This window comes from Nocardiopsis sp. NPDC101807 (assembly GCF_044766605.1).
Classification (GTDB): domain Bacteria; phylum Actinomycetota; class Actinomycetes; order Streptosporangiales; family Streptosporangiaceae; genus Nocardiopsis; species Nocardiopsis tropica.
The window spans coordinates 358,209-383,513 of sequence record NZ_JBIWMK010000003.1; the positions used below are offsets into that span (position 1 = coordinate 358,209).

Consider the following 25,305-nt stretch of genomic DNA (forward strand, 5'->3'; position numbering starts at 1 on the left):
GACCGAATTCCCGGCGTGGTCGGCGCCACCGGCGGGAAGGCTGCCCCCATGCGAAAAAGCGCAGGCGCCGGCCCGGCCGCGGACGAGGGCGCCCCCGTGGACGTCGCGGCCCTCCGGGAGGAACTGCGCCGCCGCGTGGACGGGGAGGTCAGGTTCGACGCGGGCAGCCTGGCCGCCTACTCCACGGACGCCTCCAACTACCGCCGGGTGCCCCTCGGGGTGGTGGTGCCCCGCGACGTGGGAGCCGCGGCGGAGGCCGTCTCCGTCTGCTCCCTGTTCAGCGCCCCCGTCCTCTCCCGGGGCGGGGGGACCAGCCTGGGAGGCCAGTGCGCCAACGCCGCGGTCGTCATCGACTGGACGAAGTACTGCGACCGCCTGGTCTCGGTCGACCCCGACCGCAGGACCTGCGTGGTCGAACCGGGGATCGTCCTGGACGAGCTCAACCGGCAGCTGTCCGGGCACCGGCTGAAGTTCGGGCCCAAGCCCTCCACCCACAGCCACTGCTCCCTCGGCGGCATGATCGGCAACAACTCCTGCGGGGCCACGGCGCAGGCCTACGGCAAGACCGTGGACAACGTCCGCCGGCTGGAGGTGCTGACCTACGACGGGGCGCGGTTCTGGGTCGGCCCCACCTCCGACGAGGAGCTGGAGGAGATCCTCGCGGCCGGCGGGCGGCGCGCCGAGATCCACCGCGGCCTGCGGGAGGTCGTCGGGCGCCACGCCGCCGACATCCGGGACCGCTTCCCCGACATCCCGCGCCGGGTCTCCGGGTACAACCTCGACTCGCTCCTTCCCGAGAACGGTTTCGACCTCGCCCGGGCCCTGGTGGGCAGCGAGGGGACACTGGTCACCGTCCTGGGCGCCGAACTGGACCTGGTCCCCGTGGAGCCCCACGAGGCCATGGTGGTGCTCGGCTACCGCGACGTCTGCGCCGCCGCCGACGAGGTGCCGCTCGTGCTGGAGCACTGCGCACCGGTCCTGCTGGAGGCGCTGGACAGCCGCATGGCGCAGCTGATGCGCGAGGAGCACGCCTACACCGAGTCCCTGGAACAGCTCCCCGGGGGTGAGAGCTGGCTGCTGGTGCAGTTCAGCGGGGACAGCCGGGAGGAGGTCGACGAGCAGTCCCGGCGGCTGCTCCGGGCCGTGGGGCGCACGGAGCACGACGACACCGTGGCCGTGTCGGACAGCCCGGCGCGCGAACGGCAGATGCTCAAGGCGCGGGAGGCCGGCCTCGGGGTGACCGCGCGTCCGCCCGACGGCCGTGAGACCTGGGAGGGCTGGGAGGACTCGGCGGTCCCCCCGGAGAGGCTCGGCGACTACCTGCGCGACCTGAAGGGCCTGTTCGCCGAGTTCGGCTACGACCACCCCTCGGTGTACGGGCACTTCGGCCAGGGGTGCGTGCACACGCGGGTCCCCTTCCGGCTCAAGGACGCCGACGGCGTCGCCGACTTCCGCCGGTTCCTGTTCCGCGCCGCCGAGCTGGTCGTCTCCTACGGGGGCTCCCTCTCCGGCGAGCACGGTGACGGGCAGGCCAGGGCCGAACTGCTGCCCCTGATGTTCGGGGACCGCGTGGTCGCCGCCTTCGGCGAGGTCAAGGCGCTGTTCGACCCGCACGACCGCATGAACCCCGGCAAGGTCGTCCGGCCCCGCCCCGTCGACGCCGACCTGCGCCTGGGAGCGGACTGGAGCCCCGGGAGCCACACGACCCACTTCGCCTACACCGAGGACCGGCACTCCTTCACACGGGCCGCCATGCGCTGCGTCGGGGTCGGCAACTGCCGCACGCACACGGGGGGCGTCATGTGCCCCTCCTACCGGGCCACGGGAGAGGAGGAGCACTCCACCCGCGGACGCTCCAGGCTGCTCTTCGAGATGCTGAACGGCCACGGCGACTCCGCCGTCACCGACGGGTGGCGCTCCACCGAGGTCCGCGACGCACTCGACCTGTGCCTGGCGTGCAAGGGCTGCAAGTCCGACTGCCCCGTCGGCGTCGACATGGCCACCTACAAGTCCGAGTTCCTGGCGCACCACTACGCGGGACGGCTGCGGCCGGCCGCGCACTACTCCCTGGGCTGGCTGCCGCTGTGGGCCCGCCTGGCGCGCGTGGCCCCCCGCCCGGTCAACGCGGCCCTGCGCGCCCCCGGCCTGTCCCGGCTGGGCAAGCTCCTGGCCGGGGTGTCGCCCCGGCGCGAGGCCCCGGCGTTCGCCGAGCGGTCCTTCGTCGAGTGGTGGCGCGCACGCCGTACGCGGGAGCCCTCCCCCGGGGACCCCGGGGCGGTCGTCCTGTGGCCCGACACCTTCAGCAACCACTTCCACCCCGGGGCCGCCCGGGCCGCAGTGCGCGTGCTGGAGGACGCCGGGTTCCGTGTCGCGGTCCCGACGAGGACGGTGTGCTGCGGACTGACCTGGATCTCCACCGGGCAGCCGGCCGTCGCCAAGCGCGTCCTGAGGCGCACCCTCGACGTCCTGCGCCCGTGGCTGGAGGCGGGGACCCCGGTCGTGGGGCTGGAACCTTCGTGCACGGCCGTCTTCCGCGCCGACCTCACCGAACTGCTCCCCGAGGACCAGGACGCGGCACGCCTCTCCGAGCGGTTCCGCACCTTCGCCGAACTCCTGCTCGACGCCCCGAACGGCTGGACGCCACCGGTCCTGGACCGGGCGGCCACCGTCCAGACCCACTGCCACCAGCACGCCGTCACCAAGTACGGCGCGGACCGGGAGCTCATGCGCCGGGCCTCGATCGACGCCGACGTCCTGGACGAGGGGTGCTGCGGGCTCGCGGGCAACTTCGGTTTCGAGCGCGGCCACCACGACCTGTCGATGGCCATCGCCGAACAGGGGGTCCTCCCCGCCGTGCGCGGGACGCACCCCGACGCACTGGTCATCGCCGACGGCTTCAGCTGCCGCACCCAGATCGAGCAGAGCGGTACCGGGCGCAGGGCGGTCCACCTGGCCGAGGCCCTGGCCGCCGGCCTCGACCCGGGACCGGAACCCCGGGCAGGAGGGGCGCGGCGGGGGCCTCGCGGTCCCCGATCCCGGCGAGGGCGCCTGGCCGCGGCCGCGCTGCTCGGCACAGCGGCCGCGGCGGCCGGCGCCTGGTACCGCGCACGGCGGCGGGCCTGACCGGCGCCCGCGCACCACCGGTCCGCACGGTCGCGGCACCTGTCCCACCACGAGGAAGACGAGGGAACCCATGGCGGTCAAGGTCTCGGACTACATCCTGCAGCGGTTGCGCGAGTGGGGGGTCGAACACGTCTTCTCCTACGCAGGCGACGGCATCAACGGCCTGCTCGCCGCCTGGGGACGCGCGGAGGACGACCCGAAGTTCATCCAGGCCCGGCACGAGGAGATGGCCGCCTTCGAGGCGGTCGGCTACGCGAAGTTCTCCGGCAGGGTCGGCGTGTGCGCGGCGACCTCCGGGCCCGGCGCCGTCCACCTGCTCAACGGGCTCTACGACGCCAAGCTCGACCACGTCCCCGTGGTGGCGATCGTGGGGCAGACCAACCGGAGCGCCATGGGCGGCTCCTACCAGCAGGAGGTCGACCTCCTGAGCCTGTACAAGGACGTGGCCTCGGACTTCTGCGCGATGGTGACCGTCCCCGAGCAGCTGCCCAACGTCATCGACAGGGCGATGCGCACCGCCTACGCGAGGAGGACGGTGACCGCCGTCGTCATCCCCGCCGACGTGCAGGAGCTGGACTACTCCCCGCCGACCCACGACTTCAAGATGGTGCCGTCCAGCCTCGGCCTGTCCACCCCCGCACCCGTCCCGAGGCCGGCGGACCTCTCCCGGGCCGCGCAGGTGCTCAACGCGGGGGAACGGATCGCCGTCCTGGTCGGCCAGGGCGCCGCGGGCGCGCGGGAGGAGGTAGTCGCGCTCGCGGAGCGCCTGGACGCCGGGGTGGCCAAGGCCCTGCTGGGCAAGGACGTCCTGCCCGACGACCTGCCGTACGTGACGGGCTCGATCGGCCTCCTGGGCACCCGGGCCTCCTACGAGCTCATGCGGGACTGCGACACCCTGCTGGTGGTGGGGTCCAGCTTCCCCTACTCGCAGTTCCTCCCCGGTTTCGACCAGGCGCGCGCGGTGCAGATCGACATCGACCCGCACATGATCGGCCTGCGCTACCCGTTCGAGGTCAACCTCGTCGGGGACGCCAAGGAGACCCTCGCCGCCCTGCTCCCCCAGCTCAAACGCGACAGGAAGCGCAAGGCCTGGCGCAGGAAGGTCGAGAAGGACACGGCACGCTGGTGGGAGGTCATGCGGCGCCGGGCCGCCGTGGAGGCCGATCCCGTCAACCCCGAGTACGTCGTGCACGCCCTGGACGCGCTCCTGCCGGACGACGTGATCCTGACGGCCGACTCGGGTTCGGCGGCGAACTGGTACGCACGCCACCTCCGGATCCGCGGCACCATGCGGGGGTCCCTGTCGGGCACGCTCGCGACCATGGGTCCGGGGGTCCCCTACGCCATCGGCGCCAAGTTCGCCCACCCGGACCGGCCCGCCGTGGCGCTCGTGGGCGACGGCGCCATGCAGATGAACGGCATGGCCGAACTCGTCACCGCCGCCAAGTACCGGCAGGGGTGGAAGGACCCCAGGCTGGTCGTGGCCGTCCTCAACAACCACGACCTCAACCAGGTCACGTGGGAGATGCGCGCCATGTCCGGCGCCCCGCAGTTCCTGCCCTCCCAGTCCCTGCCCGACGTGCCCTACGCCGACTTCGCACGCCTGATCGGCCTCGACGGGGTGCGCGTGGAGAGGCCGGAGGACGTTCCGGGCGCCTGGCACAGGGCCCTGGGCGCGGACCGGCCCTTCGTCATCGACTTCCGCACCGACCCCGACGTCCCCCCGATCCCGCCGCACGCCACCCTCGAGCAGATCGAGGCCGCGGCCTCGGCGGTCCTCCAGGGCGACAGCGAGAGCGCAGGCATCGTCAGGCAGGGGGTCAAGGCCAAGATCCAGGACTTCCTCCCGGGCCGGGGACGCCACCACAAGCGCGGCTGAACGGCCGGAGGGACGGGAGGATCCGATGACCAGTACCGCGCACGGCGCCCCGGACCCGGCCGTGGACCGCGTCGGCACGGCCGTGTACACCGTCCCCTGCGACCGGGCCGAGGCCGACGGGACACTGGCCTGGGACTCCACCACACTGGTCCTGGTGTACGCGCACTCCGGCGACCGGGTGGGCCTCGGGTACACCTACGGCGCCGCCGCCACCGCCCGGGTCGTCGAACAGCACCTGGCCGGGGTCGTGGCGGGCCGGTGCGCCTGGGACGTGCCCGGGGCGAACGAGGCGATGGCCGTGGCCGTGCGCAACGCGGGCCGCCCGGGACTGGTCGCCGGCGCGCTCTCGGCCGTGGACGTGGCCCTGTGGGACCTCAAGGCACGCCTGCTCGACCTGCCGCTCGCCCGGCTTCTCGGCGCCGTCCGGACCGAGGTGCCCGTCTACGGGAGCGGCGGGTTCACCACCTACGGCGCGGCGGAACAGGACCGGCAGCTCCGCGCGTGGGTCGAGGAGCAGGGGATCCCCCGGGTCAAGATCAAGATCGGGGAGTCGCGGGGGACGGAGCAGGGCCGGGACCTCGAACGGGTGGCCGCGGCCAGGCGGAGCGTCGGGGAGGCCGCGGAGCTCTACACCGACGCCAACGGGGGCTACTCCCCGAAGCAGGCGATCCGGGTGGCGCGGGCCCTGGACGGGCAGGGGGTGACCTGGTTCGAGGAGCCGGTCTCCTCCGACGACCTGGTGGGGCTGGCCCGGGTGCGGGAGGGCGCCGTGCCGGACGTCGCGGCCGGGGAGTACGGCTACGATCTGCCCTACTTCGGCCGCATGCTCGCCGCCGGAGCGGTCGACTGCCTGCAGGCCGACGTGACCCGCTGCGGCGGCGTCACCGTGTGGATGAGGGCCGCGGCGCTCGCGGAGGCGTCGGGCCTGGAGATATCGGCCCACTGCGCCCCGCACCTGCACGCCCACACGGGCGCCGCGGTGCCCAACCTGCGGCACGTGGAGTGGTTCCACGACCACGTCCGCATCGAGACCCGGCTGTTCGAGGGGGCCCTCGACCCGACCGGGGGGAACCTCCGGCCGGGCCTGGCCGGTCCACCGGGACACGGACTGGCCCTGTGCGAGGAGCGGGCCGAACCCTTCCGCATGCGCTGACGGGCGCCCGGGACGAGGAGAACCATGGGGAACGCACACGGGAGGCCCGATCCGCAGACCCTGCGGGACTACGCGCTGCTCGCGGACGGCGAACGCGGGGCCCTCATCGGCCTGCACGGGGACATCGTCTGGATGTGCGCCCCGCGCTGGGACTCCGGCGCCGTCTTCGGCGAACTCATCGGCGGCCCCGGCCACTACACGGTCACCCCGCGGGGGCGGTTCGTCGGCGGCGGCCACTACGAGCACGGCACGCTGGTCTGGCGCAGCCGCTGGATCACCGCGGAGGGCATCGCCGAGTGCCGGGAGGCGCTGGTCTTCCCGGGGGACCCGCACCAAGCCGTGCTGCTGCGGCGCATCACGGCCGTCCAGGGGGACGCCCTCCTCGACCTCCGGCTCGAGCCCGCGGCCGACTTCGGCCGGAGCGGCGCGCCCTCGTTCCACCTGGAGGAGGGCGTGTGGACGGCCCGGTCCGGCGACCTGTCCCTCCGATGGAGCGGAGCGCCCTCCGCGCACACCGTGCAACGCGACGGGAAACCCGTCGGCCTCGCCGGCGAGGTCTCCCTCGCGGCCGGGGCACACCACGACTTGGTGCTGGAGGTCTCCGACGGCCCCCTCGGCGCCGGGGTGGACGCCTCCCGCGCCTGGGAGGCGACCACGGCCGAGTGGCGCCGGACGGTCCCCGCCCTGGACCACGGCCTCGCCCCGCGGGACTCCCGGCACGCCTACGCGGTCCTGCGGGGGCTGACCAGCAGCACCGGGGGGATGGTGGCCGCGGCCACCACCAGCCTCCCCGAGCGCGCCAGGACGGGGCGCAACTACGACTACCGGTACGTCTGGATCCGGGACCAGTGCTACGCGGGCCTGGCCGCGGCGGCGGCCGGGAGCTTCCCCCTCCTGGACTGCGCGGTGGACTTCGTCTCGGCGCGGCTGCTCGAGGACGGCCCGCACCTGGCCCCGGCCTACACCGTCGCCGGGGAGCGGGTACCCGACCAGGAGACGCTCGGCCTGGAGGGGTACCCGGGCGGTTTCGACCGCGTCGGCAACTGGGTGAACCGGCAGTTCCAGCTCGACGCCTTCGGCGAGGCGCTGATCCTCCTGGCCACCGCCCACCGGCACGGGCGGCTGGAACCGGAGGGCTGGCGCGCCGCGCACGCCGCGGTCGGCGCCATCGCCCGGTACAGGAGGAGGCCGGACGCCGGCATCTGGGAGATCGGCGACCGGGAGTGGACCCACAGCAGGCTCACCTGCGCGGCCGGGCTCCGGGCCCTGGCCGGCGCGGCGCCCACCGCGGGTCGCGTGAACGAGTGGACGCGCCTGGCCGACGCCATGGTCGCCGAGACCGCCGCCACCAGCCTGCACCCCGGCGGCCGGTGGCAGCGCAGCCCCGAGGACCCGGCACTGGACGCCTCCCTGCTCCTGCCCCCGCTCCGGGGCGCCCTTCCGGCCGGGGACCCGCGGACGGTGAACACCCTGCGGGCCTTCGTCCGCGAACTCACCCACGACCACTACGCGTACCGCTTCCGGCACGACGGACGCCCGCTGGAGGAGGCCGAGGGGGCCTTCCTCCTGTGCGGGTTCGTGACGGCCCTGGCCGAACACCAGCAGGGCCACCACGGCGAGGCGCTGCGCTGGTTCGAGCGCAACCGCGCCGCCTGCGGACCGCCCGGACTGTTCTCCGAGGAGTACGACGTCGGCCAGCGCCAGATGCGGGGGAACCTCCCCCAGGCGTTCGTGCACGCGCTGATGCTGGAGTCCGCCGTCCGGCTGGCCTCCCCCATCGGGTCCGACCGGGTGTTCCACTGAGGGCCCCTGGGCGGGAGGGCGCGCGGAGCGTGCGCCCGGGCGGCACCGCGGCCGGGTCAGCGGGCGGCCTGGGGCTCCTCCGTAGGGAGCCGCTCCTGGCCTGCCGCCCAGGACGCCAGCAGCGTGAGCCCGTCGGCCGCCGGTGAGCCGGCCGGCGCGGTGTAGACGTTCAGCTGCAGGCCCGGCTCGGCGGGGAGTTCCATCGCCTCGAAGTCGAGTTCGAGCAGGCCGACGGCCGGGTGGAGGAGCCGTTTGCGCCCGGAGCGGTGGAAGCGCACGTCCTGGGAGGCCCACCTCTGCCGGAACAGCTCGCTGCGGGTCGAGAGCTCGCCGACCAGGGCGATGAGCGCCTTGTCGTACGGGTCGCGCCCCGCCTCCAGGCGCAGCATCGCGGCCGCGTCGCGGACGATCTGGTCGTAGTCGACGAAGAACTCCCGGGCCGCCTCCGGCTGGAGGTAGACGAACCTGGCGGTGTTCACCGGACGCCGCGGGTCCGCCAGCACGGGGGCGTAGAGGGCCCGGGCGAGCCGGTTCATGGCCAGCACGTCGTGGCGGCCGTTGCGGATCCAGGCCGGGGCGTCGGTGATCGCGTCGAGGACCTGCCGCAGCGCCGGTCGGACGGTCGCGGGGGCGCTCCGCCCCCGGCGCCCGCTCCGCGCGCCCGATTCCCGGGCGAGGGAGAAGAGGTGTTCGCGTTCGGCCTCGTCCAGCTGCAGAGCCGAGGCCAGGGCCTCGAGCACGCCCTCGGAGGCGCCGGCCAGGCTGCCGCGCTCCATGCGCACGTAGTAGTCCACCGAGACCCCGGCGAGCATCGCCACCTCCTCGCGGCGCAGCCCCTTGACCCGGCGGTTGCCCCCGTACGCCGGGAGGCCCGCCTGCCGCGGGGTGATGCGCGCCCGCCGCGAACTCAGGAATTCGCGGATCTCGCTGCGCAGGTCCATCGTTGCCATGCCCCCACGGTAGGCGCACCGCCCTCGGCGTGGGAGGTACTGCCGTTACCCGGGACGGCCGCGGGACGGGGCCGGGCCCGACCGGGGACGCGCCGGTCCGGCCGCCGGATCCGGTGCGTGGGGGGCACTGCGGGTACCCGTATCACCAGGTACTCCTCCGCAGGTCACCCCTGATCTAGCGTGGCGTGCATGAGCATTCCGAGCGTCACTCTCAACAACGGCGTGGACATGCCGATCCTCGGTTTCGGCGTCTACCAGACCCCGCCGGAGCAGACGATCACGGCCGTGGAGACCGCCCTGTCCACGGGCTACCGGCACATCGACACCGCAGCGGCCTACGGGAACGAGCGCGAGGTGGGCGAGGCGGTGCGCCGCTCCGGTCTGGCGCGCGACGAGGTCTTCCTCGAGACCAAGGTCTGGATCACCGACTACGGCTACGACGAGACCCTGCACGCCTTCGACAAGTCCGCCGGCAAGCTCGGCGTCGAGCAGCTGGACATGCTGATCCTGCACCAGGCGCTGCCCGGCGAGTTCGAGCTGACCGTCCAGGCCTACAAGGCCCTGGAGAAGCTCCACGCCGACGGCAGGGTGCGCGCGATCGGCGTCTCCAACTTCATGCCCGACCACCTCGACCGGCTGCTCTCCGGGGCCGGAACCGTGCCCGCGGTCAACCAGATCGAGGTCCACCCCTACTTCCGGCAGTCGGAGCTGCTGGAGTACGACCGCGAGCGCGGCATCCTCAACCAGGCCTGGTCGCCGATCGGGGGCATCACGTTCTACCGCGACGGGTCCAAGGGCTCCACCCTGGAGGACCCGGTGATCGGGCAGATCGCGGACGCACACGGCAGGACACCCGCGCAGGTGATGCTGCGCTGGCACATCCAGCAGGGCCGCCAGGTCATCCCCAAGTCGGTGACGCCGTCCCGGATCGTGGAGAACTTCGACGTGTTCGACTTCGAGCTCACCGGCGAGGAGCTCGCCGCCGTCGACGGACTGGACACCGGCATCCGCGGCGGTCCGGAGGCCTCCGACGTCACCCGCGAGAACTTCGGCATCGAGATCCCCGAGGCCTGAGGAGGCCGCCATGCACACGCGCACGCCCGGTCAGGGCTTGGAGGTCTCCGCCGTCGGCCTCGGCCGCACGGGCATGGCCCAGAGCCACGGGCCCGACCCGGGGGACCTCGACGACATGGTCGGCCCCTGACACACCGGTGGTCGGGCCGGCCGGGGTCCGGTCGGCCCGACCGCCGCGTGGCGGACGGTCCGCGCGGTCCGGTGTCCCCGGTGGGCTCCGTGGCCGGGTCCGGACACGTCCCGCCCTCGCGCGCCGCCGTCCGCCTCCGGTAGCGTCGCCGGTGTCACCCTCCGGGCGAACGGGAAGGCGCGAGCGAAGATCGAGGCACTGGTCCTGGGCGTTCTGGCTTCGTCTTTCCGGAGCCGTCACAGCCGGCGGAGCCTGCCCGGAAACTCGCCCTCCAGCTCGACCCCGCCACGCTCCTCCAGTTCCTCCTGGTCATCGCCGCGGGCCTGTTCGCCTGCAAGGTCGCTGCGGGAACCGCTGACCTCCTCGTGAGGGTCCTGGCCCACAAGGCCGCGCAGAGGTGGCCCGGACTGGAGCGGTCGGAGCCCCGGCGCGGCCCGGCCGGGACGGGGCCTCCCGCCGCGGAGCCCCTCATCAGCCGGAACGAGTTCCACGGCGACGCAGCGGGCACCGTCGTCCAGGCCGGACGGATAGGCGAGCTGCACATCCACTCCCCCGGGCACGGTGTCGCCGGGACGGCGGCCGGGGACGGCGACGGCTGAACGGTCGGGCGCGGCCCCGTGTGCCCCGTCGGCGGCGGGGTACGCCCGGAAGCGTCCACGGGCGCGGCGGAACCGCACCGGCTACACTCCCCGCGTGCGCAGCGTGTTCGTCTTCCCCCCGGGCGAGCGGCCCGTGACCGCCGCCCTCCTGGACCGGAGCATGCCCGGGCAGCGCGAGCCGTGGATCCTGGACGGCGTCCTCTACATCGACATCGACGACGAGGAGACGGGCTTCCTGTTCTCCGACTGGGACCCCGAGGACGTGGCGGTCCTCGCAACAGCGATCGGGCACCGCCCCGCCTGGGCGGTGCAGATCGACGTATCCGGGCGCGTGGACGGCATCGCGGAGGTCCACCGGGCCGTCGCACTGCTCCTCGCGAACGGCGGTGTGGCGGTCGACGACCACTCCGCCCACCCGTGGACACTGCGGGAGATCGAGGACGAGGTGGTGGTCGACGGCCGCCGCTTCTTCCGCCCCCGCTTCGCCCCTCCCGGTCTGCACGGGCGATGAGGGCTTCGCCGCTCCCGCGCCCCGGCTCGGGGAACCCCGTTCTCAGCTGCCCCAGGGCCGGGCGGCAACGTCTCTGAAGTCGGCCGGCCTCGAACGGTCGCCTCCGACCAGGTCCACGGCATCCAGAGCCTGCTCACCCGTCTTCCCGAGGGATTCCCTGTACAGAACAGAATCCCCCTTCCGGCGACATCCCTGCACCTCTGCACCAGGCCGAGGTCTCCTCGGCCGATGACATCACCGTGGGCCACACCGTTGGCGATCTGGAATATCAACTCGAGGACCACGGTCCTCACATGGGGCGGAGGCTCAGAAGCGAGAGCAGCCATCGCGAGGGCCCTGATCGGCTCCACCGCCTCGAAGAGCTGACCCTGGACGAAGACCGAGTTCTCGAGATCCCAGTAGTGGTCCATGGCGTCGTCCTCGGAGACTCCACACGATGAACACGTGCATCAGACCCTCTCTGACCCCGGCCACTGGGAGACGTTCAGAGAAACAAGGTCGACCATGAGCCGTCCGGCTCTGACACCAGCTCACAGCTAAGTATCCGCAGCGCCCTCCGGCCACGTGAAGTCTTCGGGCGGACCGACGATCGCAGCTTCGATTTTCTGCACCCGGGAATCTGTCAACAGGATCGCCCTCCAGGAAGACGACCTCACGGCGAAAATGCCATTTTTCGAATCCCTGCACAGGACTTCGAAGAACTCATTCCACCCGAACCTGGCCTCCGCGACATCAGGGTAGGAAGCATACCTGAACCTGTAAGTATCCAAGAACAGCGAACTCTCCGCAACTCCGACATCGAAAGCCGCCCGGACGTCTCCGAACACTCCCTCCAGAATCTCCCCTGGAACGAATTTCAATGATCGGCAACCACTCTCACGAAGCATCAAACTGAGCCTCGAGAAGGAAATCTGACACTGCACCGCGCCCCCGATCAAAACAAAATTAAATCCCGGACGGAATCAGAATACCATATCATCAGTAGACATTCCCGCCCACGCCGGAATGGCACCTCCTGTCATGCGACCCTGGATTATCACTTCATACTCCCCCGGAACTCCACCCAAGGCTGTTCATTTGAATGGACATGCACCCTGCCAGAAGGAATTCTTGATCGGACTACAACCCCAGCACCACCGTCCTTGGTTGCCGCAGTTAGTGCAACCCGAGGACTAGTTGTCCAACTCGTATATTCACTGTTCGTCTTACTGTTATGATGCGACTCAGGGGTCGCGCTTCCACCGCGAGGATTCACAACTCCGTTAGTGGCATCCTCAAAAGCAGGGTTCATATCCCCCGTTTGTCCGCTTCTTTCCGAGACTCCGCGATAGACAGTTGTTCCACCACCGCAGTTGTGGTTGAGGACGCTCAGGTCCCCGGCGGCCACGTGGAACGTGTGGACGCCCTGGACGGTGAGGTTATGGACCGTCGCGGCCTGCGTCCAGGCCTGGACCGCGGAGACCTGGACCCAGGTGCCGGAGGAGGTCTGCAGCCACGTCCCCGAGGCTAGGTCGACCGCGTCGACCCACTGCTCCAGGTCGGGCACCCAGAACGGGTGTCCGTCGGTCGCAATGATCACGTCACCAACGGCAACCGGCCCTGGAATCCCCGACTGCTCGGCCTGTTCGCCTGCGTTGTCGGAACCGGCGTCCTCACCGACCGCATCGCGCTCGGTGGTCGGGTCCACCGTGATCTGCACCAGGTGCTTGGCACCCGACCCGATGATCTTGGCCAGCACTGTCCGCGCGGTCCGCTCACCGGTCTCCGGATCGGTCGCCAACACCTTCTCGCCGACATCGTCCTCTTCGACGGGCCTGGCCGACCCGTCGGCCATCACCACAGCGGCGCCCGGCACGAAGCTGTTACCGCGTAAACACGAAAGGTTATCGACCTTGCGGTTGGCCCTGACCAGACCGCTGACACCCTCGATCAGCCCACCACCGAGCTAGGCGACCCCAAGCACTCTGCAGCTACACCTCCGCCCTGGTCCACCGGTTGAACTGAAAGCGTGCAGGGATGGCCGCCGCGCTGAGCTAGCATTCCGCCGAAGCCGGCCGAGGTGCCCGGTTGTGCTTCGACCTGCGCCCAGGCAGCTCTAACACCGAGGCCCTCACCAAGGTGCTCACGCGGCTCAAAGCCTTCTACGAAGGCGAAAATGTGGTGTTGGCCTGAGATGGGGCAGGGCTCGCACCGAAGCCGGACCATGCACGCCTTGGTGGACAGTCAGGGCTGGCTCACTCTGGAGCGGCTGCCGACCTATGCCCCGAGCTCACTCCCGTGGATATGCCGTGGTCGATCATCAAGGCCCAGAAGTTAGCCAACATGGCCGGTGACCACCTGGCCGACGTTGCCGACGCAACGGAGCAAGACATCAACCGTGTCTGCGAAGACGACCAACTTCCCTCCTTCCTCACCCACGTGGGTCTGGACATCCATTCTCCGATCCTACACACCTAGCGAAAAACTCAGCAATGGAAGGACCTCCCATTCACACTGAAATTCACTTTGAAACTAGACAATTAAACATCAATCCCATCTCCCACCTCAGGAGGCCAAGGAGAAAGCCCCGGACCGGTATGAAGACACACAAGCGGCCGATCAGAAAAGATTGCCAATCTCAACGCCTCTTCGAAAGTTTCCCCCAACCCCCAGATCCAACCCATACCAGTAGCGACAACCCTACCCCCGGACTCCATAAATACACTCGAGTAGCTAAGCCATTCTCCAATTGGAAAATACGACCCACCCAAGACTTCTTCGATCTCCAATGCCATCTCACGATAGGCCGCACCGGCGGCAATGGGGTCGAAATTTAAGGGGTCGCCGTTTTCAAAATTTGGGCCGATGGGATTTACCGGAGGGACCACAAGTCCTCCCATGGATGCAAGCACTTCCTCGGCCGCCAAGTGAATTCTATACCCCTCAAGCTCCAGTGACTGCACCCAAGCGCTCGTATCGACATCCCTATTCGGACTCCACCCCGCCCGAACCAAGGCTGCAACCAGATCATCATCAAATTTTTCGAACCTTTTCATCAAAATCATCCCCCATTCAACTCCGCGAACAACCTTTCACACCTGGCACAAGGATATGCCACACTCCCATGATCCGCCGTATTTGAAGTCGGCATGGAATTGTTTCGCGACTTTATAACCCTAAAACTCCCCCCACTGACAGCACTGGCCCCTTCAGCATTTTCCGCCTGGATCAAACAACTTACTTCAGCACAACCACCATGATGCCCCACCTCATTTGCAGCATCGGCCACCCTTCCCGGGGGAATACTCTGGCCACTAATATTTTGCCCATAGTATTTACTACCCGACGGAGAAGTGTATTCTGCAACAAATTTAACTCCACTTTCATTGCGCACACTATTTGCATGATTAAGGAGAGCATCACCGCAGTTGTGGCTGAGGACGCTCAGGTCCCCGGCGGCCACGTGGAACGTGTGGACGCCCTGGACGGTCAGGTTATGGACCGTCGCGGCCTGCGTCCATGCCTGGACCGCGGAGACCTGTACCCACGTGCCCGACGAGGTCTGCAACCACATACCCGGGGCCAAGTCGACCGCGTCGACCCACTGCCCCAGGTCGGGCACCCAGAACGGGTGCCCGTCGGTCGCGATGATTATGTCCCCGGCCGCAACCGGCCCTGGGGTCCCTGCCTGTTCGCCCTGCGCATCCCCAGCTTCAGATCCGGAGTCCTCACCGGCCGCTTCGCGCTCGGTGGTCGGGTCCACCGTGATCTGCACCAGGTGCTTGGCACCCGACCCGATGATGGTGGCCAGCACCGTCCGCGCGGTCTGCTCACCGGTCTCCGGGTCGGTCGCCAACACCTGGTCTCCGACATCGACCTCTTCGATGGGTCTGGTCGACCCGTCGGCCATTACCACGGCGGTGCCCGGCACGAAGCTGTTACCGCGTGAACACGAAAGGTTGTCGACCTTGCGGTTGGCCCTGACCAGACCGCTGACACCTTCGATCAGCTCACCGCCGAGCTCCGCGATCCTCCTCCCCAGCTCTGCGGCCTTGCCCCATCTCAGCCCGTACTTGATCGCGATCTTGCCCGCGAGCCCGCCGACGAACATCAGCGCGACATTCATCGCAGTCTCACCGCACGCGCCCAGATCACCGGTGGTGAAGCACTCCAGGCCGGCGGTGATCCCCAACTCGTCGGCGACCAGCTGCGCCAGCCCAGTCGCGGCCTTGATCAGCTTGTTGCGGGCCTCGATCTTCTCCTGCATTGCCTGGTACTCGGCCCGGTAGGCCTCCTGGCGGGGACTGCTCCTGGTCTTGGTGACGCTGTGCCACTGCTGCACCGACACACGCCCGCCAACATTGCGGTAGGCCCTGCCGGTGTGGTGCTCGTACCAGTACCGCTTGCCGTTCTTCTTCGCACCGGAGTAGACCAGCGGACGCCCGTCACTGGTCATGCCGTCCACGATCAGGTTCCACGACAATCCGTCCGGGTCGGTGTAGGTCACCGGGTTGTTGTTGGCGTAGACGTAGCCGTGCATCTGCTGGTGGTCTGCCACGTCCATGATCGGGTCGACCGAGATGAACCTGCCCAGTCCCGAGTCGTAGGCCCGCGCCCCGATCTGGGTCAGCCCGGTGGAGGCGTCGATCGTGCCGTCGACGAACCCTCGGTCAGAGGGCCACGAGCTCGGGGAGCCCCGTTCGGTGCCGAACACCGTCATGTACCGGTGGTTCTCCTCACCGGTGCGGGCGTCGACCGCGACCTGACCGGTGCCGTGGTGGTCGGAGTGGATCCACGACAGGGTGCCGTCGCTCTGGCGTACCGCTACCGTCTCCCCTCCGAAGGAGTAGAAACGGGTGGCCTCCTTGACCAGGGACTGCCGGTCCAGGCGCAGCTCCATACCAGGCAGGTACAGGGTCGAGGCATCCGGAGCGTGCCGGATCAGCCGCTGGCCGTCGGCGTCGTAGACGTAGGAGGTGTGGGAGCCGTCCGCCTCGGTGACCCGGGCGAGGTTGCCCTCGGCGTCCCACTGCAGTTCCTGGTCCCTGGCTGCCGTGGTCCGGCCGGTCATGTTCCCGGCCTCGTCGTAGGAGTACTCCTCCAACTGGTCGCCGCCGGGGCTGGTCTGCTCCACCCCCGTGACCGCCTGGGGCCTCAGCCCTGCCGCGTCACCGTGGGTGTAGGTACGGGTGATCTCCCCCGCGGGGCCGTGCTGGACCTCGGTCTCACGGTTGCCGAGGGTGTCATAGGCGTAGGAGTGCCAGTACGGCGCGGCTCCGCCCAGGCGGTCGGCCGAGGGCTCGGCGGCACAGGCCTGTTCCCCGGTGCTGCCGGGGGTCCATGCCTCTGTCATCCGGCGCATGTGGTCGTAGGTGAAGCACTGCACGTCCGCCTGGAGGTGGTCGGCGGTGGGTTCGTTGCGCAGGTTGAGGACGTTGCCGGAGTCGTCGTAGGAGTAGTGCTGGTTCACCAGAGAACCGGTCACACCCCGCTCGGGTACCAGCTCGGTCTGCTTCATGCGCCCGGTCGCCTGGTCGTAATGACGAGTCACCCAGGTGGCGTGGGTTGCGGAGTCGCCGATGTCCATCGTCCGCCGGGTGAGTTCGCCGGTCGAACTGTAGAGAGTCGCGCTGACGTAGTCGGTGAACCCTTCCATCTGGGTGGGAAGGCCGAGGTCGTTGTGCGAATAGGCCACCGTCTCCTGTCCCAGTCCTCCGGCGGCGGGCATCGTCTGGGCTCTGACGGTCCCGTCGAGGTTGTACTGGGTCATGAACCGGTACCGGCCGGACAGACCGGGCTCACTCGAGGGAACGAGGACCTCGGTGGTGGTCGGTCGGTAGAACCGGTCGTAGGTCACCACACGGGTGGTGTAGGCGGAGCCGTCGACGTAGCGGCTGGCCGAGGTCAGGTGACCCTTGGCGAGAGTGTCGTAGACCCAGGAGGCCCGCAGCTCCCCGTCGGGTGTGTCGTCGTGCAACCCGATCTGGCGGCCGACGGAGTCGTAGGAGTAGGCGAGGGTCTCACCTCGGGCGTCGGTGGTGGTGACCAGCTGGTCTAGCTGGTTGTAGGTCATCGTGGTGGTACCGGCAGCGGGATCGTCCGTCTCTACGAGACGACCACGCAGGTCGTAGGTGTTGGTCCAGGTATTGCCCTCGGGGTCGGTCACCGTAGCGAGCTGGTCGTCGTCGGTGTAGGTGTACTTGATCGCGTCGAAGTCGCCCTCGGGGGTCGGACCGTGGTGCGTGCGTGCCTCGACCAGGCGCCCCTGGGCATCGCTGAGGGAGGTGGTGGCCACACTCCCGTCCGGCGGGGTGACCAGGGTGCGGTCGCTGTGCTGCTCGGTGGTGGTGCGCCAGCGCTCCTCCCCGAAGGCCACATGCAGGACGTCGGTGGGGCGTCCCGCGCCGTCGTAAACGGTCTCGGTCTGGCGGGGGATCTCGGCGTCGTTGGCGACCACGAACAGGGTGTCGCTCGGCTCTTCCGCGTTGTGGTAGGCCTCGCGGGTCTTGACGACCTGGCCCAGGGTGTCGTGGAACGTGTCGGTGATCAGCCGCCCTCCGTCCACCGCCGGCCCCTGGGTCTGGCGGGGGCGCAGGAAGGCGTCGAAGATCTCGTGGCTGGTGGTGTACTCGCTCTGGGTGCGCAGCGTGTGGGTGGTGATCGATGTGGGGGCGTCCTGGCGGACGTTGTACTCGAACTTCGCGGTGGCGGTGTCCCCTGCGGCCTGGTCCCGGTCGGGCAGCCACACACCGGACAGGCGGCCGAGCGGGTCGTAGGCCATCGTCATGGTGCGGCCGTTGGCGTCGGTCTCGCCGATGGGCGTACCCCGCGCGGGGTCGAGGTAGGTGGTCGTGGTGTGGCCGAGCGGGTTGGTCTCGGTCACCGACCCGGGAAGGCCCGCGTCGGTGAGGGTGTACTCGGTGGTGGTGACACCACCGTTGGCGTCGGTCTCTGAGACGGTGTTGCCCTGGGCGTCGAAGGCCGCTTCCTGGACCGTCTGGTAGACCGGATCGCCACCGTCGTAGGAGTCGAGCTTCTCGGTGCGGGTGGGCAGACCCCGTGTCGGGGCCGCCCCGTGTTCGCCGTTGTCGTAGGTGATGAGCTCGTCGGTGATGACGTCGTCGGGACGGTCAGCGGTTTCCTCGCAGTCGACAGCGAGGGTCTCGTTGCGTGAGGCGAGGTTGAGGATCCAGGCGTCGGTGTTGCTGACAAAGGTCGTGCTGACGCACTTCTCGTCACCGGTGACGTCCACGTCGCCATGGTCCCGGATACGGGTGATGGCTCCGGAATCGTTGACGGTGTTGTCTACCCGGGTCTCGAACCAGCCGCCGTCCGCCTTGCGACTGAAGGTGACCGTCTGTTCGGTCTGGATGATGTGGGCAGCTTGGCTGCCCCAGGAGTGGGTGACCTCGGCGGTCTTTCTCAACCAGGGCGTGCTGATCTCCCTGGAGATCTCACGGCCTCCGACACCGTCCCGGACTATCACCTCGCGCAGGGTGCCATTGAGCTCCTTGTGGTCGGTGTGGGTCACTCCGCGTGAGTCCGTGACAGAGGCCGACCGTGTGCCTGAGGGCTGTTTGTCGCCGTCCATGCCCTGGAAGTACAGGTACTCCGCCTCGGTACGGACGTCTCCCTCGTGGCCGGTCCGGACGATCACGCGATCGTAGCCCCGCCAGTCCGCCCAGGTGCGGTACTTGTCCTTGACCATGCCGTCGGCCTCGGTGTACCGCCAGGCGGGGGTGCCCACGTAGTCGTAGCTGGTGGTCATCGTGGGCTGGTCCGAGACCAGGTCCTTCTCGTTGACCGACGTGACGACGTACTTGTGGAACCAGTCGGTGAGCTCCACACCGCCTTCGGGGGTCCACCTCACCGGGTAGCACCGCTTGGTGTTGTTGTGCGGTTGCGGTGTCTCACCGGGTTCGCACTCGGGTTCGGAGTACGTGATGTCGAGGTGGCCGCCGGACTCGGTCATGATCTCGGTGAGGCGCCAACGCAGCATCGGTGCGATGTCGTCCGTGGGCGAGTCCACCCGGTTCGGCATCTGGGTTCCACCGAAGGTGATCTTGGGCAGGGTCTCGGATCCGCCCACGTGTCCGGTGTGTTCGATGGAGTCCAACCACAGGGTGGGGCCGGTCCCGTCCCCTGCCTCCGGGAAGGAGTGACCGAACGACCAGGAGTCGACCTTGACGTACTCGCCGTTCTGATGGATCTGGGTGGTGATGGCGTCGAGCTTCTTGGTGGACCAGAACGTCGGGGAGTGGCGGCCCGCGCAGGAGGCTCCGGTCTTGCAGTCCTGGTCCAGGGGCACATCTGGCCAGTGCTCGGCGTTCGCCGAGGTCCGCTTGTCGGGGGCGCAGTCGAAGGAGTCGGTGACCAGGCATCGCTCAGAGGTGGAGAAGGAGACGCGCGCCGGAGCGGTCGCGTACAAGTCGTCGCTGCGGAGTCCGTACTCGATGCGGCTGACGTTGGCCGCCCGGACGTAGGGAGTAGCAGTGTTGGTGAGGTTGCGGCCGTAGTGGTTGGTCTCGGCGTCGTAGTAGAACGCCATGGCGTTGCCGTGCACGTCGACGACGTAGTCCAGATTCCACTTGTGGGCCTGCTGGCACCAGGACTGTGCGAAGGCGGGCTCGTAGCAGGGCTGCCCCGACTCGGTCGCGTAGACCGGCATGGTCTCCGCTGACTTGGTCTCGGGGTCTCCGCTGGACCAGCCGGGAAGACGATTGCGTCCGAAGAAGTACTGTGTGCCCTCGGGGGTGGTCACCTTCCAGTACTCGCCCTGGTTGGCGCCGTTGGTCGCTCCGGTGAGGCGTTCTACCTTCGTTCCGTCGTCATTGGACAGCCGGTAGCTTCCGTCACTGTGCTTGATGAGGGCTCCGGAGTGGCCGCTCATGGCCAGGGTGACGTTGTCGGTGTCCCAGCACAGGTCACCGGTCTCGTGACCGGAGTCCACGCAGGCGGAGTAGCGGCGCTCGATAGCCCCGGGCGCATAGGCGAACCCGTCGCCTATCCAGGAGGTCTGGTTGTTGGACGTGGTGATGCGGCCGTCCACTCCGCCGGACGAGTAGCTCAGGCCGACGGACGGATTGAGCGCGCTGGGTGCGGGAGGGGCCGGGAACGCATAGGACCAGGAGAAGTCACCGGACTGGTTGTTGACGTTCCAGGAGGAGGAGGCCGCGAGTTGGGTGGCCCCGTAGTCACCGTTGCCGCCGGCTGAGGAGGCGGCCAGGGCGAAGAGGGCACCCTCGGCAGGGGGCGCGGCCACGACCGCGGTGAGAGTGTGGTCCTGGACATTGTTGCCCAGCAGTTCGGGCGAGTCGAAAGCAACCGCGTCGTCACCTTCGCACGACCCGTCGAGCACGCACTCGTCGAGTTCGACGATGCGGAGGCGGGAGGCGTAGTCCCCACCGTAGGCCGCGGCGAAGCCGGAGTAGTCCACCTCCAACTCCACCGGCGCGACGGTGGGCGAGTCGTCGGTTCGGGACACCTTCACGAGCAAGCCGTTGATCCCTGTGTCCTCGGCCTCCTCACGGTCGAGGACCTGGACCCGAACGGACTCGACCGGTTCGGGTTCGACCGGTGTCGCCGGTTCCGGTTCGGCCAAGGACTCCGTGGGAGCGACCGGTCGGGGAGCCTGCTCCTCCTCGGGTCCTTCCGTGGTTTCGTCGCCGTCGGCCTCCGAAGCGGGCTCTGTTTCTCCGGGGCCGTCCTCGTCCGGTAGTTGCCCGTCCTCGCGCTGTGGACTCTCCGGCGTGACCGCACCCTCGGTAGGAGGCTCAGTGAACTCGGGCTCTGGTTCCTCCCAGTGTTCGGGAACCTCCCACTCATCGAACTCCTCCCCCGAGACTGCTGTGACAGTGACCGGCGACCCGTCCTGGGGGCTGAGGCTCCGGGCCTGCTCCCCGTTCAGGTCCAGCTCGCTGTCCGAGCCCTCCGGCCATTGCACCGTCGCGGGTACGGTCAACGCCGCCTCCGCAACCGCGTTGTCCAGCGTCGGCGCCTCGGTCGTCAAATCCCCTCCCGCGACCGAGGGCACGTCCTCCACGTCGGGGCGCGGGTTGTAGTCGAATGCGGAGGCAGGCATGGTGTTCAGCAGACCTGCCACCAGGACGAGGCCGACCGTGTAGGTGATGCCGCGGCGAATCGGGCCGGGCCGGGTGGGGGTGTCACTGCTCGGGGTCACGGCAGAGTCCTCCTGTCCCCCGCTCTTCGGGGCGGGGGACGGTCACGGGGTGGGGTGATGTGGGGGCGGTTGCTCAGGTGTTGGCGAACTCGCCCGCATACACCCGGGACAGGTCGCGCTCGTCGACGACGCCCTGGTACGCGTGGGCATCGTCCAGGTCGCCGGTCCAGTGGTAGGCGTTGGTGCCGCGGTGTTGCCCGCTGCCGATCCGTAGCGGACCGCCGGCGTGCCAGGCATGGTCCACCGGGACTCGGGACTCCTCGAAGCCGTTGACGTAGAGGATCAGTTCGCCACCGGTGTGGTCGTACACGCCGGCCAGGTGGACCCACTCCCCGAGCCGGGCAGCAGTGGTGGAGTAGGCATAGGTCCATCCGGTCGAGCCATCGGTGGGGGCGTCGTCGTGGGGAGCCATTTTGAACACCCACGATTCGTTGGAACCTTGGTAGCCGAGGTGAAAGCCGCTCTGGAACTCACCTGCCTGGCTCAGAGCGGAGGTGTTGACCGCCGCCCCGGTCTCATCGAGACGGACCCAGGCGGACGCGGTGAAACTGCGGTCCGTGCGCAGGGCCGGCCCGGAGGCCTCTGCGTACTCGTCCACACCGTTGAGCCTGACTCCGGGTGAGGCCGTGACTCCGTTCTCCGCTACGTTCCAGGCGGTGTCAGGGTCGGCGTGCAGGGTCGCGTCGAGTCCGTGGTCGGTAGAGTCCGCCACCGCCATGCCCTCGTACTCGTCGAATGCCCACCGCCCCTCGGCGGCAAGAGAGGAGTTCGCCAGACGCCAGACCTCAGAGGCGGTCTCGGCTTCGGAGACGGTCTCGTCGAGGACGAGCCGGTCCCAGACCTTGACATCGTCAACCGAGCCCGGCCAGTAGTAGTTGCCGATTCCCTGGAAGAGAGAGCGCCCCACCGTGAGCGGGCCTTCGGCGTTCCACGGCCCGGCCAACGTGGCCGTGTTCTCCTGCGCCACCCCGTCCACGTACAGGACGAGTTCACCGGTCTGTGCATCATGGGTTCCGAGCAGGTGTGTCCACACCCCGACCTGGGCCGATGTCTCCGAGGTGACGGTGGCCCATGCCCGTGAGCCGTCCCAGTACTCGTCCTCCGGGGACATCTTGAAGACCCACTCACCGGTGTTGCCCTGATACCCGAGGTGGAAGGCGCTCTGTTCCTCGCCTTCCTGGGCGACGGCTGTGTGATGGGCGTGGGCCCGGTCCAGTCTCACCCAGGCGGAGACGGCGAAGGTGCCGGACGTGTCCACGGCCGGGCCGTCCGCGGTGATCTCGTCCCAGGGGCCGGGGTCGCCGGCCGTGTAGCCGCTTGTGTGGACTGCAGTGCGCTCAAGACGAGGAGTGGGGTCGGTGTCGGGGTTCTCTGTCATGCCGATTCGCCCCCGGGTCCACTCCACTCCGTCGGACAACGTCGCCCCCCGGCTCTGGTCGGCCGTGTCCACCGCCCGGTGGCCCGCCCCCTCGTCGAAGGTGAAGTGGGCAACCGGATCACTGGGCGGTGCGACGAGGAAGGAGTGGACCAGGACGCAGTCGGAGGAGTTGCCGAAGGCGTCGACGGTGCGGCCGTAGATCCAGTTCGGCCCCTCCAGACGCGGGGTGAGGGTGATGGTCACCGTTCCTCCCGGCTGAGCGGGTTCCGCCTCGTGCACGCAGGAGTCGTCGTTGAGGGCGTAGAAGTAGCCTTCGGCGTCCGTGACCCCGTTGTTGGAGAAGGTGAATTCCCCTGGTTGCCCGGGAGAACCGTGGAACTCCTCACCCGCCGGGTAGTCGGTCGAGGTGACCTCGGGGCCTTCCGTGGGGCGTGATGTGCTGACCATCAGGTAGCAGTAGCCGGACCAGCCCGACCAGGAGATGCCGTCGTGGGCGCGGGCGCGGTAGGCGATGAGGACGTCCTCGGGCAGGGCGCCCGAGCGCACGGACTGATAGGACCCCGCGGACCAGACAGCCACGTTGGTCGCCGCCGTGTCCACGCTGCCGGTCTGAGTTCCGTTCACAGACCAGGCGAACTGGGTCTTGACCTTCTGTCGGCTTGCCGAGGTCGAGTCGCGGTCACGCACGTATCCGGTGAAGGTGGGACGAGGTTCATTGATCAGGCGTGGGGAGCCGGAGTTGGTCGCACAGGTGCCGCCGTGGGAGTCCGAGAGCTTGGTCGGCACCTCGGGCGGGTTGTTGTAGTCGACCTGGAGAGTGGGGTTGGAGGCGAAGCGCCGCCAGTCGTGGTTGCCGGAGGACTTGGACTCGTTGCCTCGCAGGCCGAGTGTGGTGGTGGCGTTGCCGGCGTCACGGCTCCACACGTATCCCTCGGTGGCGTCGAACTCCACCGTCGGCGAGGCTCCACCGGGACAGTTGGCACGTCCGGCGTTGATGGTCCTGGTGTCGAGTCTGGTCTTCCAGTAGGAGGAGGCGTTCTGGGAGTTCCAGGTGGTGGAGGAGGTGATGGCGTTGGTACGCCACAGTTGGACCTGGGCGTTGGTGCATCCGTACGCGTGGGTGACCTTGGCGCGGAACGTCACCCGCGTGATGGTGGCGTTCTTGGTTCGCGAGTCGATGCTGAACCGCCAGAAGGCCCGCTTGGTACTCCCCTGAGCAGGTTCGTAGCCGACTCCGGGAGTGTGCGAGGTGGCATAGTTCCAGTACGACTGCCCCGGGTAGTTGGCATCGACGTAAGTGCGTCCAACCCTGCTCACAGCCACCGACGGGTCGATGTAGACGGGGTACTCGGTCTCGGCGTCCCCGAGCATGACCGCGTCGGGCACCAGCCGGATGCCGTCGGGAGTCAGGTCCACGTCGACGAGCTCGGTACGTGCTCCGGTCGGCGCCATGACCGTGGGGTCCTCTTCGGAGTCCGAGGAGCCCGTGGAGTCCCACATCGCCGGGGCGACGGCGGTGAAGACGCTCTCCTGACCCAGGTCACCGACGGCCTCGAGGGTGCCATTCTCGGCCAGGCGCATGGTCACTCCGGTGGTGGACAGCGCCAGCTCTAGCTCGGCAAGACCCTGGTGTTGGGCCGCCTCCGGGGTGTGCACCACCAGGACCTGACCGAAGCCGTCGACCCCGGCGGTCAGGACCAGGTCGACGTCCGGGAGGACGTCCGCATAGGTGGCCTGGGGGCCGTCCAGGATGGGATTGGGCAGGTTCTCGTGCCAACCGAGTTCCACTGCGTTGGAACCGATGCCGACCTTGGCCAGCGCCCGGTTCCCACCACCCGAGAAGGCGATGTCCGCGGTGACCGCCTTGGGGCGCACGGTCCCCCTGGAGTCCACGACCAGGTCGGTGTCGACCGGGGTCCAGCCTTCCTGGGTCCTGACCCGCACCGGGAAGGCGCTCTGCTCCATGGTGAAGCTGCCGTCGGGGTTGGCCAGGTGTCGGGTGGTCTCGGTGGTGGTGGCAGTGATCTCGACGGGCTCGCCGGTCTCCTGGGCCTGTCGGAGCGCTTCCCCCTCCAGGAGCTCGGCAGTGGCCACGGAACCATCGTCCCCGGACAGGTCCGGTGCCGCGTGGGAGGTGGAGGCGAGGAAGGGCGTGAGCAACACTGCCGACAAAACGGCAGCGCTCAGTGCTGGCACGGCGCGGGGCATGGCAAAGTGCTCTCTAGCCCAGGAGGGGGAACACCGAGCGGGGTGTCTCGCCATGGGAGCGGGACCTTGGTGGCGCCCTGGGACCGATCAGGAAGTTAGCAGGCCCACACGAAAGCCGCCTAAGTGTTGTACATCACCCCTGATGGACACATCAGCCACAAGGGCAACTAACTGCTTATTTCACCCCGAAGCCCACAAGGATCACCCACAGCCCCCAAATATCCACCGAAACAGCGTTTAAGTTTCCCCGGATCGTTTGACATGGTCCTTTATCCGAAGGACCACCTCCGTTCACCCTGCCTTCACACTCGGGGAACGCTGGTTCGCGAGAGCTCTCC

General features: G+C 68.9%; 13 protein-coding genes. 7 read left to right on the plus strand and 6 right to left on the minus strand.

Going from position 1 to position 25,305, the window contains the following annotated elements; genetic code table 11:
* The first annotated feature begins 48 nt into the window (after window positions 1-48).
* The 4 genes from ACIRPH_RS11030 (at window position 49) to ACIRPH_RS11045 (ending at window position 7,958) form a co-directional block, all read left to right on the plus strand.
* Window positions 49-3,123, plus strand: a complete 3,075-nt coding sequence (locus ACIRPH_RS11030) for an FAD-binding and (Fe-S)-binding domain-containing protein (protein ID WP_402912419.1) — start codon at window positions 49-51, stop codon at window positions 3,121-3,123.
* Window positions 3,124-3,193: 70 nt separating this feature from the next.
* The gene (locus ACIRPH_RS11035; protein ID WP_402912421.1) at window positions 3,194-5,002 is read left to right on the plus strand and encodes a thiamine pyrophosphate-requiring protein; all 1,809 of its coding nucleotides are present in this window, start codon (window positions 3,194-3,196) and stop codon (window positions 5,000-5,002) included.
* Between the two features lie 25 nt (window positions 5,003-5,027).
* Window positions 5,028-6,155 carry an enolase C-terminal domain-like protein gene (locus tag ACIRPH_RS11040; RefSeq protein WP_402912424.1) on the plus strand — a complete coding sequence of 376 codons (1,128 nt, stop codon included), beginning with the start codon at window positions 5,028-5,030 and terminating at the stop codon, window positions 6,153-6,155.
* Between the two features lie 24 nt (window positions 6,156-6,179).
* Complete coding sequence (locus ACIRPH_RS11045; RefSeq protein WP_402912425.1) at window positions 6,180-7,958, plus strand: glycoside hydrolase family 15 protein; 1,779 nt, start codon at window positions 6,180-6,182, stop codon at window positions 7,956-7,958.
* 56 nt (window positions 7,959-8,014) lie between these two features.
* Here ACIRPH_RS11045 and ACIRPH_RS11050 read toward each other — a convergent pair whose 3' ends face one another.
* Window positions 8,015-8,899: a helix-turn-helix transcriptional regulator gene (locus ACIRPH_RS11050; RefSeq protein WP_402913290.1), complete on the minus strand. Its 885-nt coding sequence runs from the start codon at window positions 8,897-8,899 to the stop codon at window positions 8,015-8,017.
* Between the two features lie 198 nt (window positions 8,900-9,097).
* On the opposite strand from ACIRPH_RS11050, the gene ACIRPH_RS11055 reads away from it, so the two are divergent.
* From ACIRPH_RS11055 to ACIRPH_RS11065, 3 genes are all read left to right on the plus strand, one after another.
* Window positions 9,098-9,982 (plus strand): aldo/keto reductase, encoded by an 885-nt coding sequence (locus ACIRPH_RS11055; protein ID WP_402912428.1) that lies wholly within the window; start codon window positions 9,098-9,100, stop codon window positions 9,980-9,982.
* 495 nt (window positions 9,983-10,477) lie between these two features.
* Complete coding sequence (locus ACIRPH_RS11060) at window positions 10,478-10,711, plus strand: hypothetical protein (RefSeq protein WP_402912430.1); 234 nt, start codon at window positions 10,478-10,480, stop codon at window positions 10,709-10,711.
* 94 nt (window positions 10,712-10,805) lie between these two features.
* A complete protein-coding gene (locus ACIRPH_RS11065) occupies window positions 10,806-11,222 on the plus strand; it encodes a hypothetical protein (protein ID WP_402912433.1) in 417 nt (138 codons plus the stop codon).
* Window positions 11,223-11,758: 536 nt separating this feature from the next.
* On the opposite strand, the gene ACIRPH_RS11070 is transcribed toward ACIRPH_RS11065, so the two are convergent.
* From ACIRPH_RS11070 to ACIRPH_RS11090, 5 genes are all read right to left on the minus strand, one after another.
* Entirely contained in the window at window positions 11,759-12,109 is a 351-nt protein-coding gene (locus tag ACIRPH_RS11070; protein ID WP_402912436.1) for a hypothetical protein, read from the minus strand.
* Between the two features lie 149 nt (window positions 12,110-12,258).
* Window positions 12,259-13,056: a polymorphic toxin-type HINT domain-containing protein gene (locus tag ACIRPH_RS11075; protein ID WP_402913293.1), complete on the minus strand. Its 798-nt coding sequence runs from the start codon at window positions 13,054-13,056 to the stop codon at window positions 12,259-12,261.
* A 685-nt stretch (window positions 13,057-13,741) separates the two neighbouring features.
* Complete coding sequence (locus tag ACIRPH_RS11080) at window positions 13,742-14,257, minus strand: SUKH-3 domain-containing protein (protein ID WP_402912439.1); 516 nt, start codon at window positions 14,255-14,257, stop codon at window positions 13,742-13,744.
* Between the two features lie 5 nt (window positions 14,258-14,262).
* Window positions 14,263-21,381: an RHS repeat-associated core domain-containing protein gene (locus ACIRPH_RS11085; protein ID WP_402912442.1), complete on the minus strand. Its 7,119-nt coding sequence runs from the start codon at window positions 21,379-21,381 to the stop codon at window positions 14,263-14,265.
* A gap of 73 nt (window positions 21,382-21,454) precedes the next feature.
* Entirely contained in the window at window positions 21,455-24,967 is a 3,513-nt protein-coding gene (locus ACIRPH_RS11090; RefSeq protein ID WP_402912445.1) for a LamG-like jellyroll fold domain-containing protein, read from the minus strand.
* Between the last annotated feature and the right edge of the window lie 338 nt (window positions 24,968-25,305).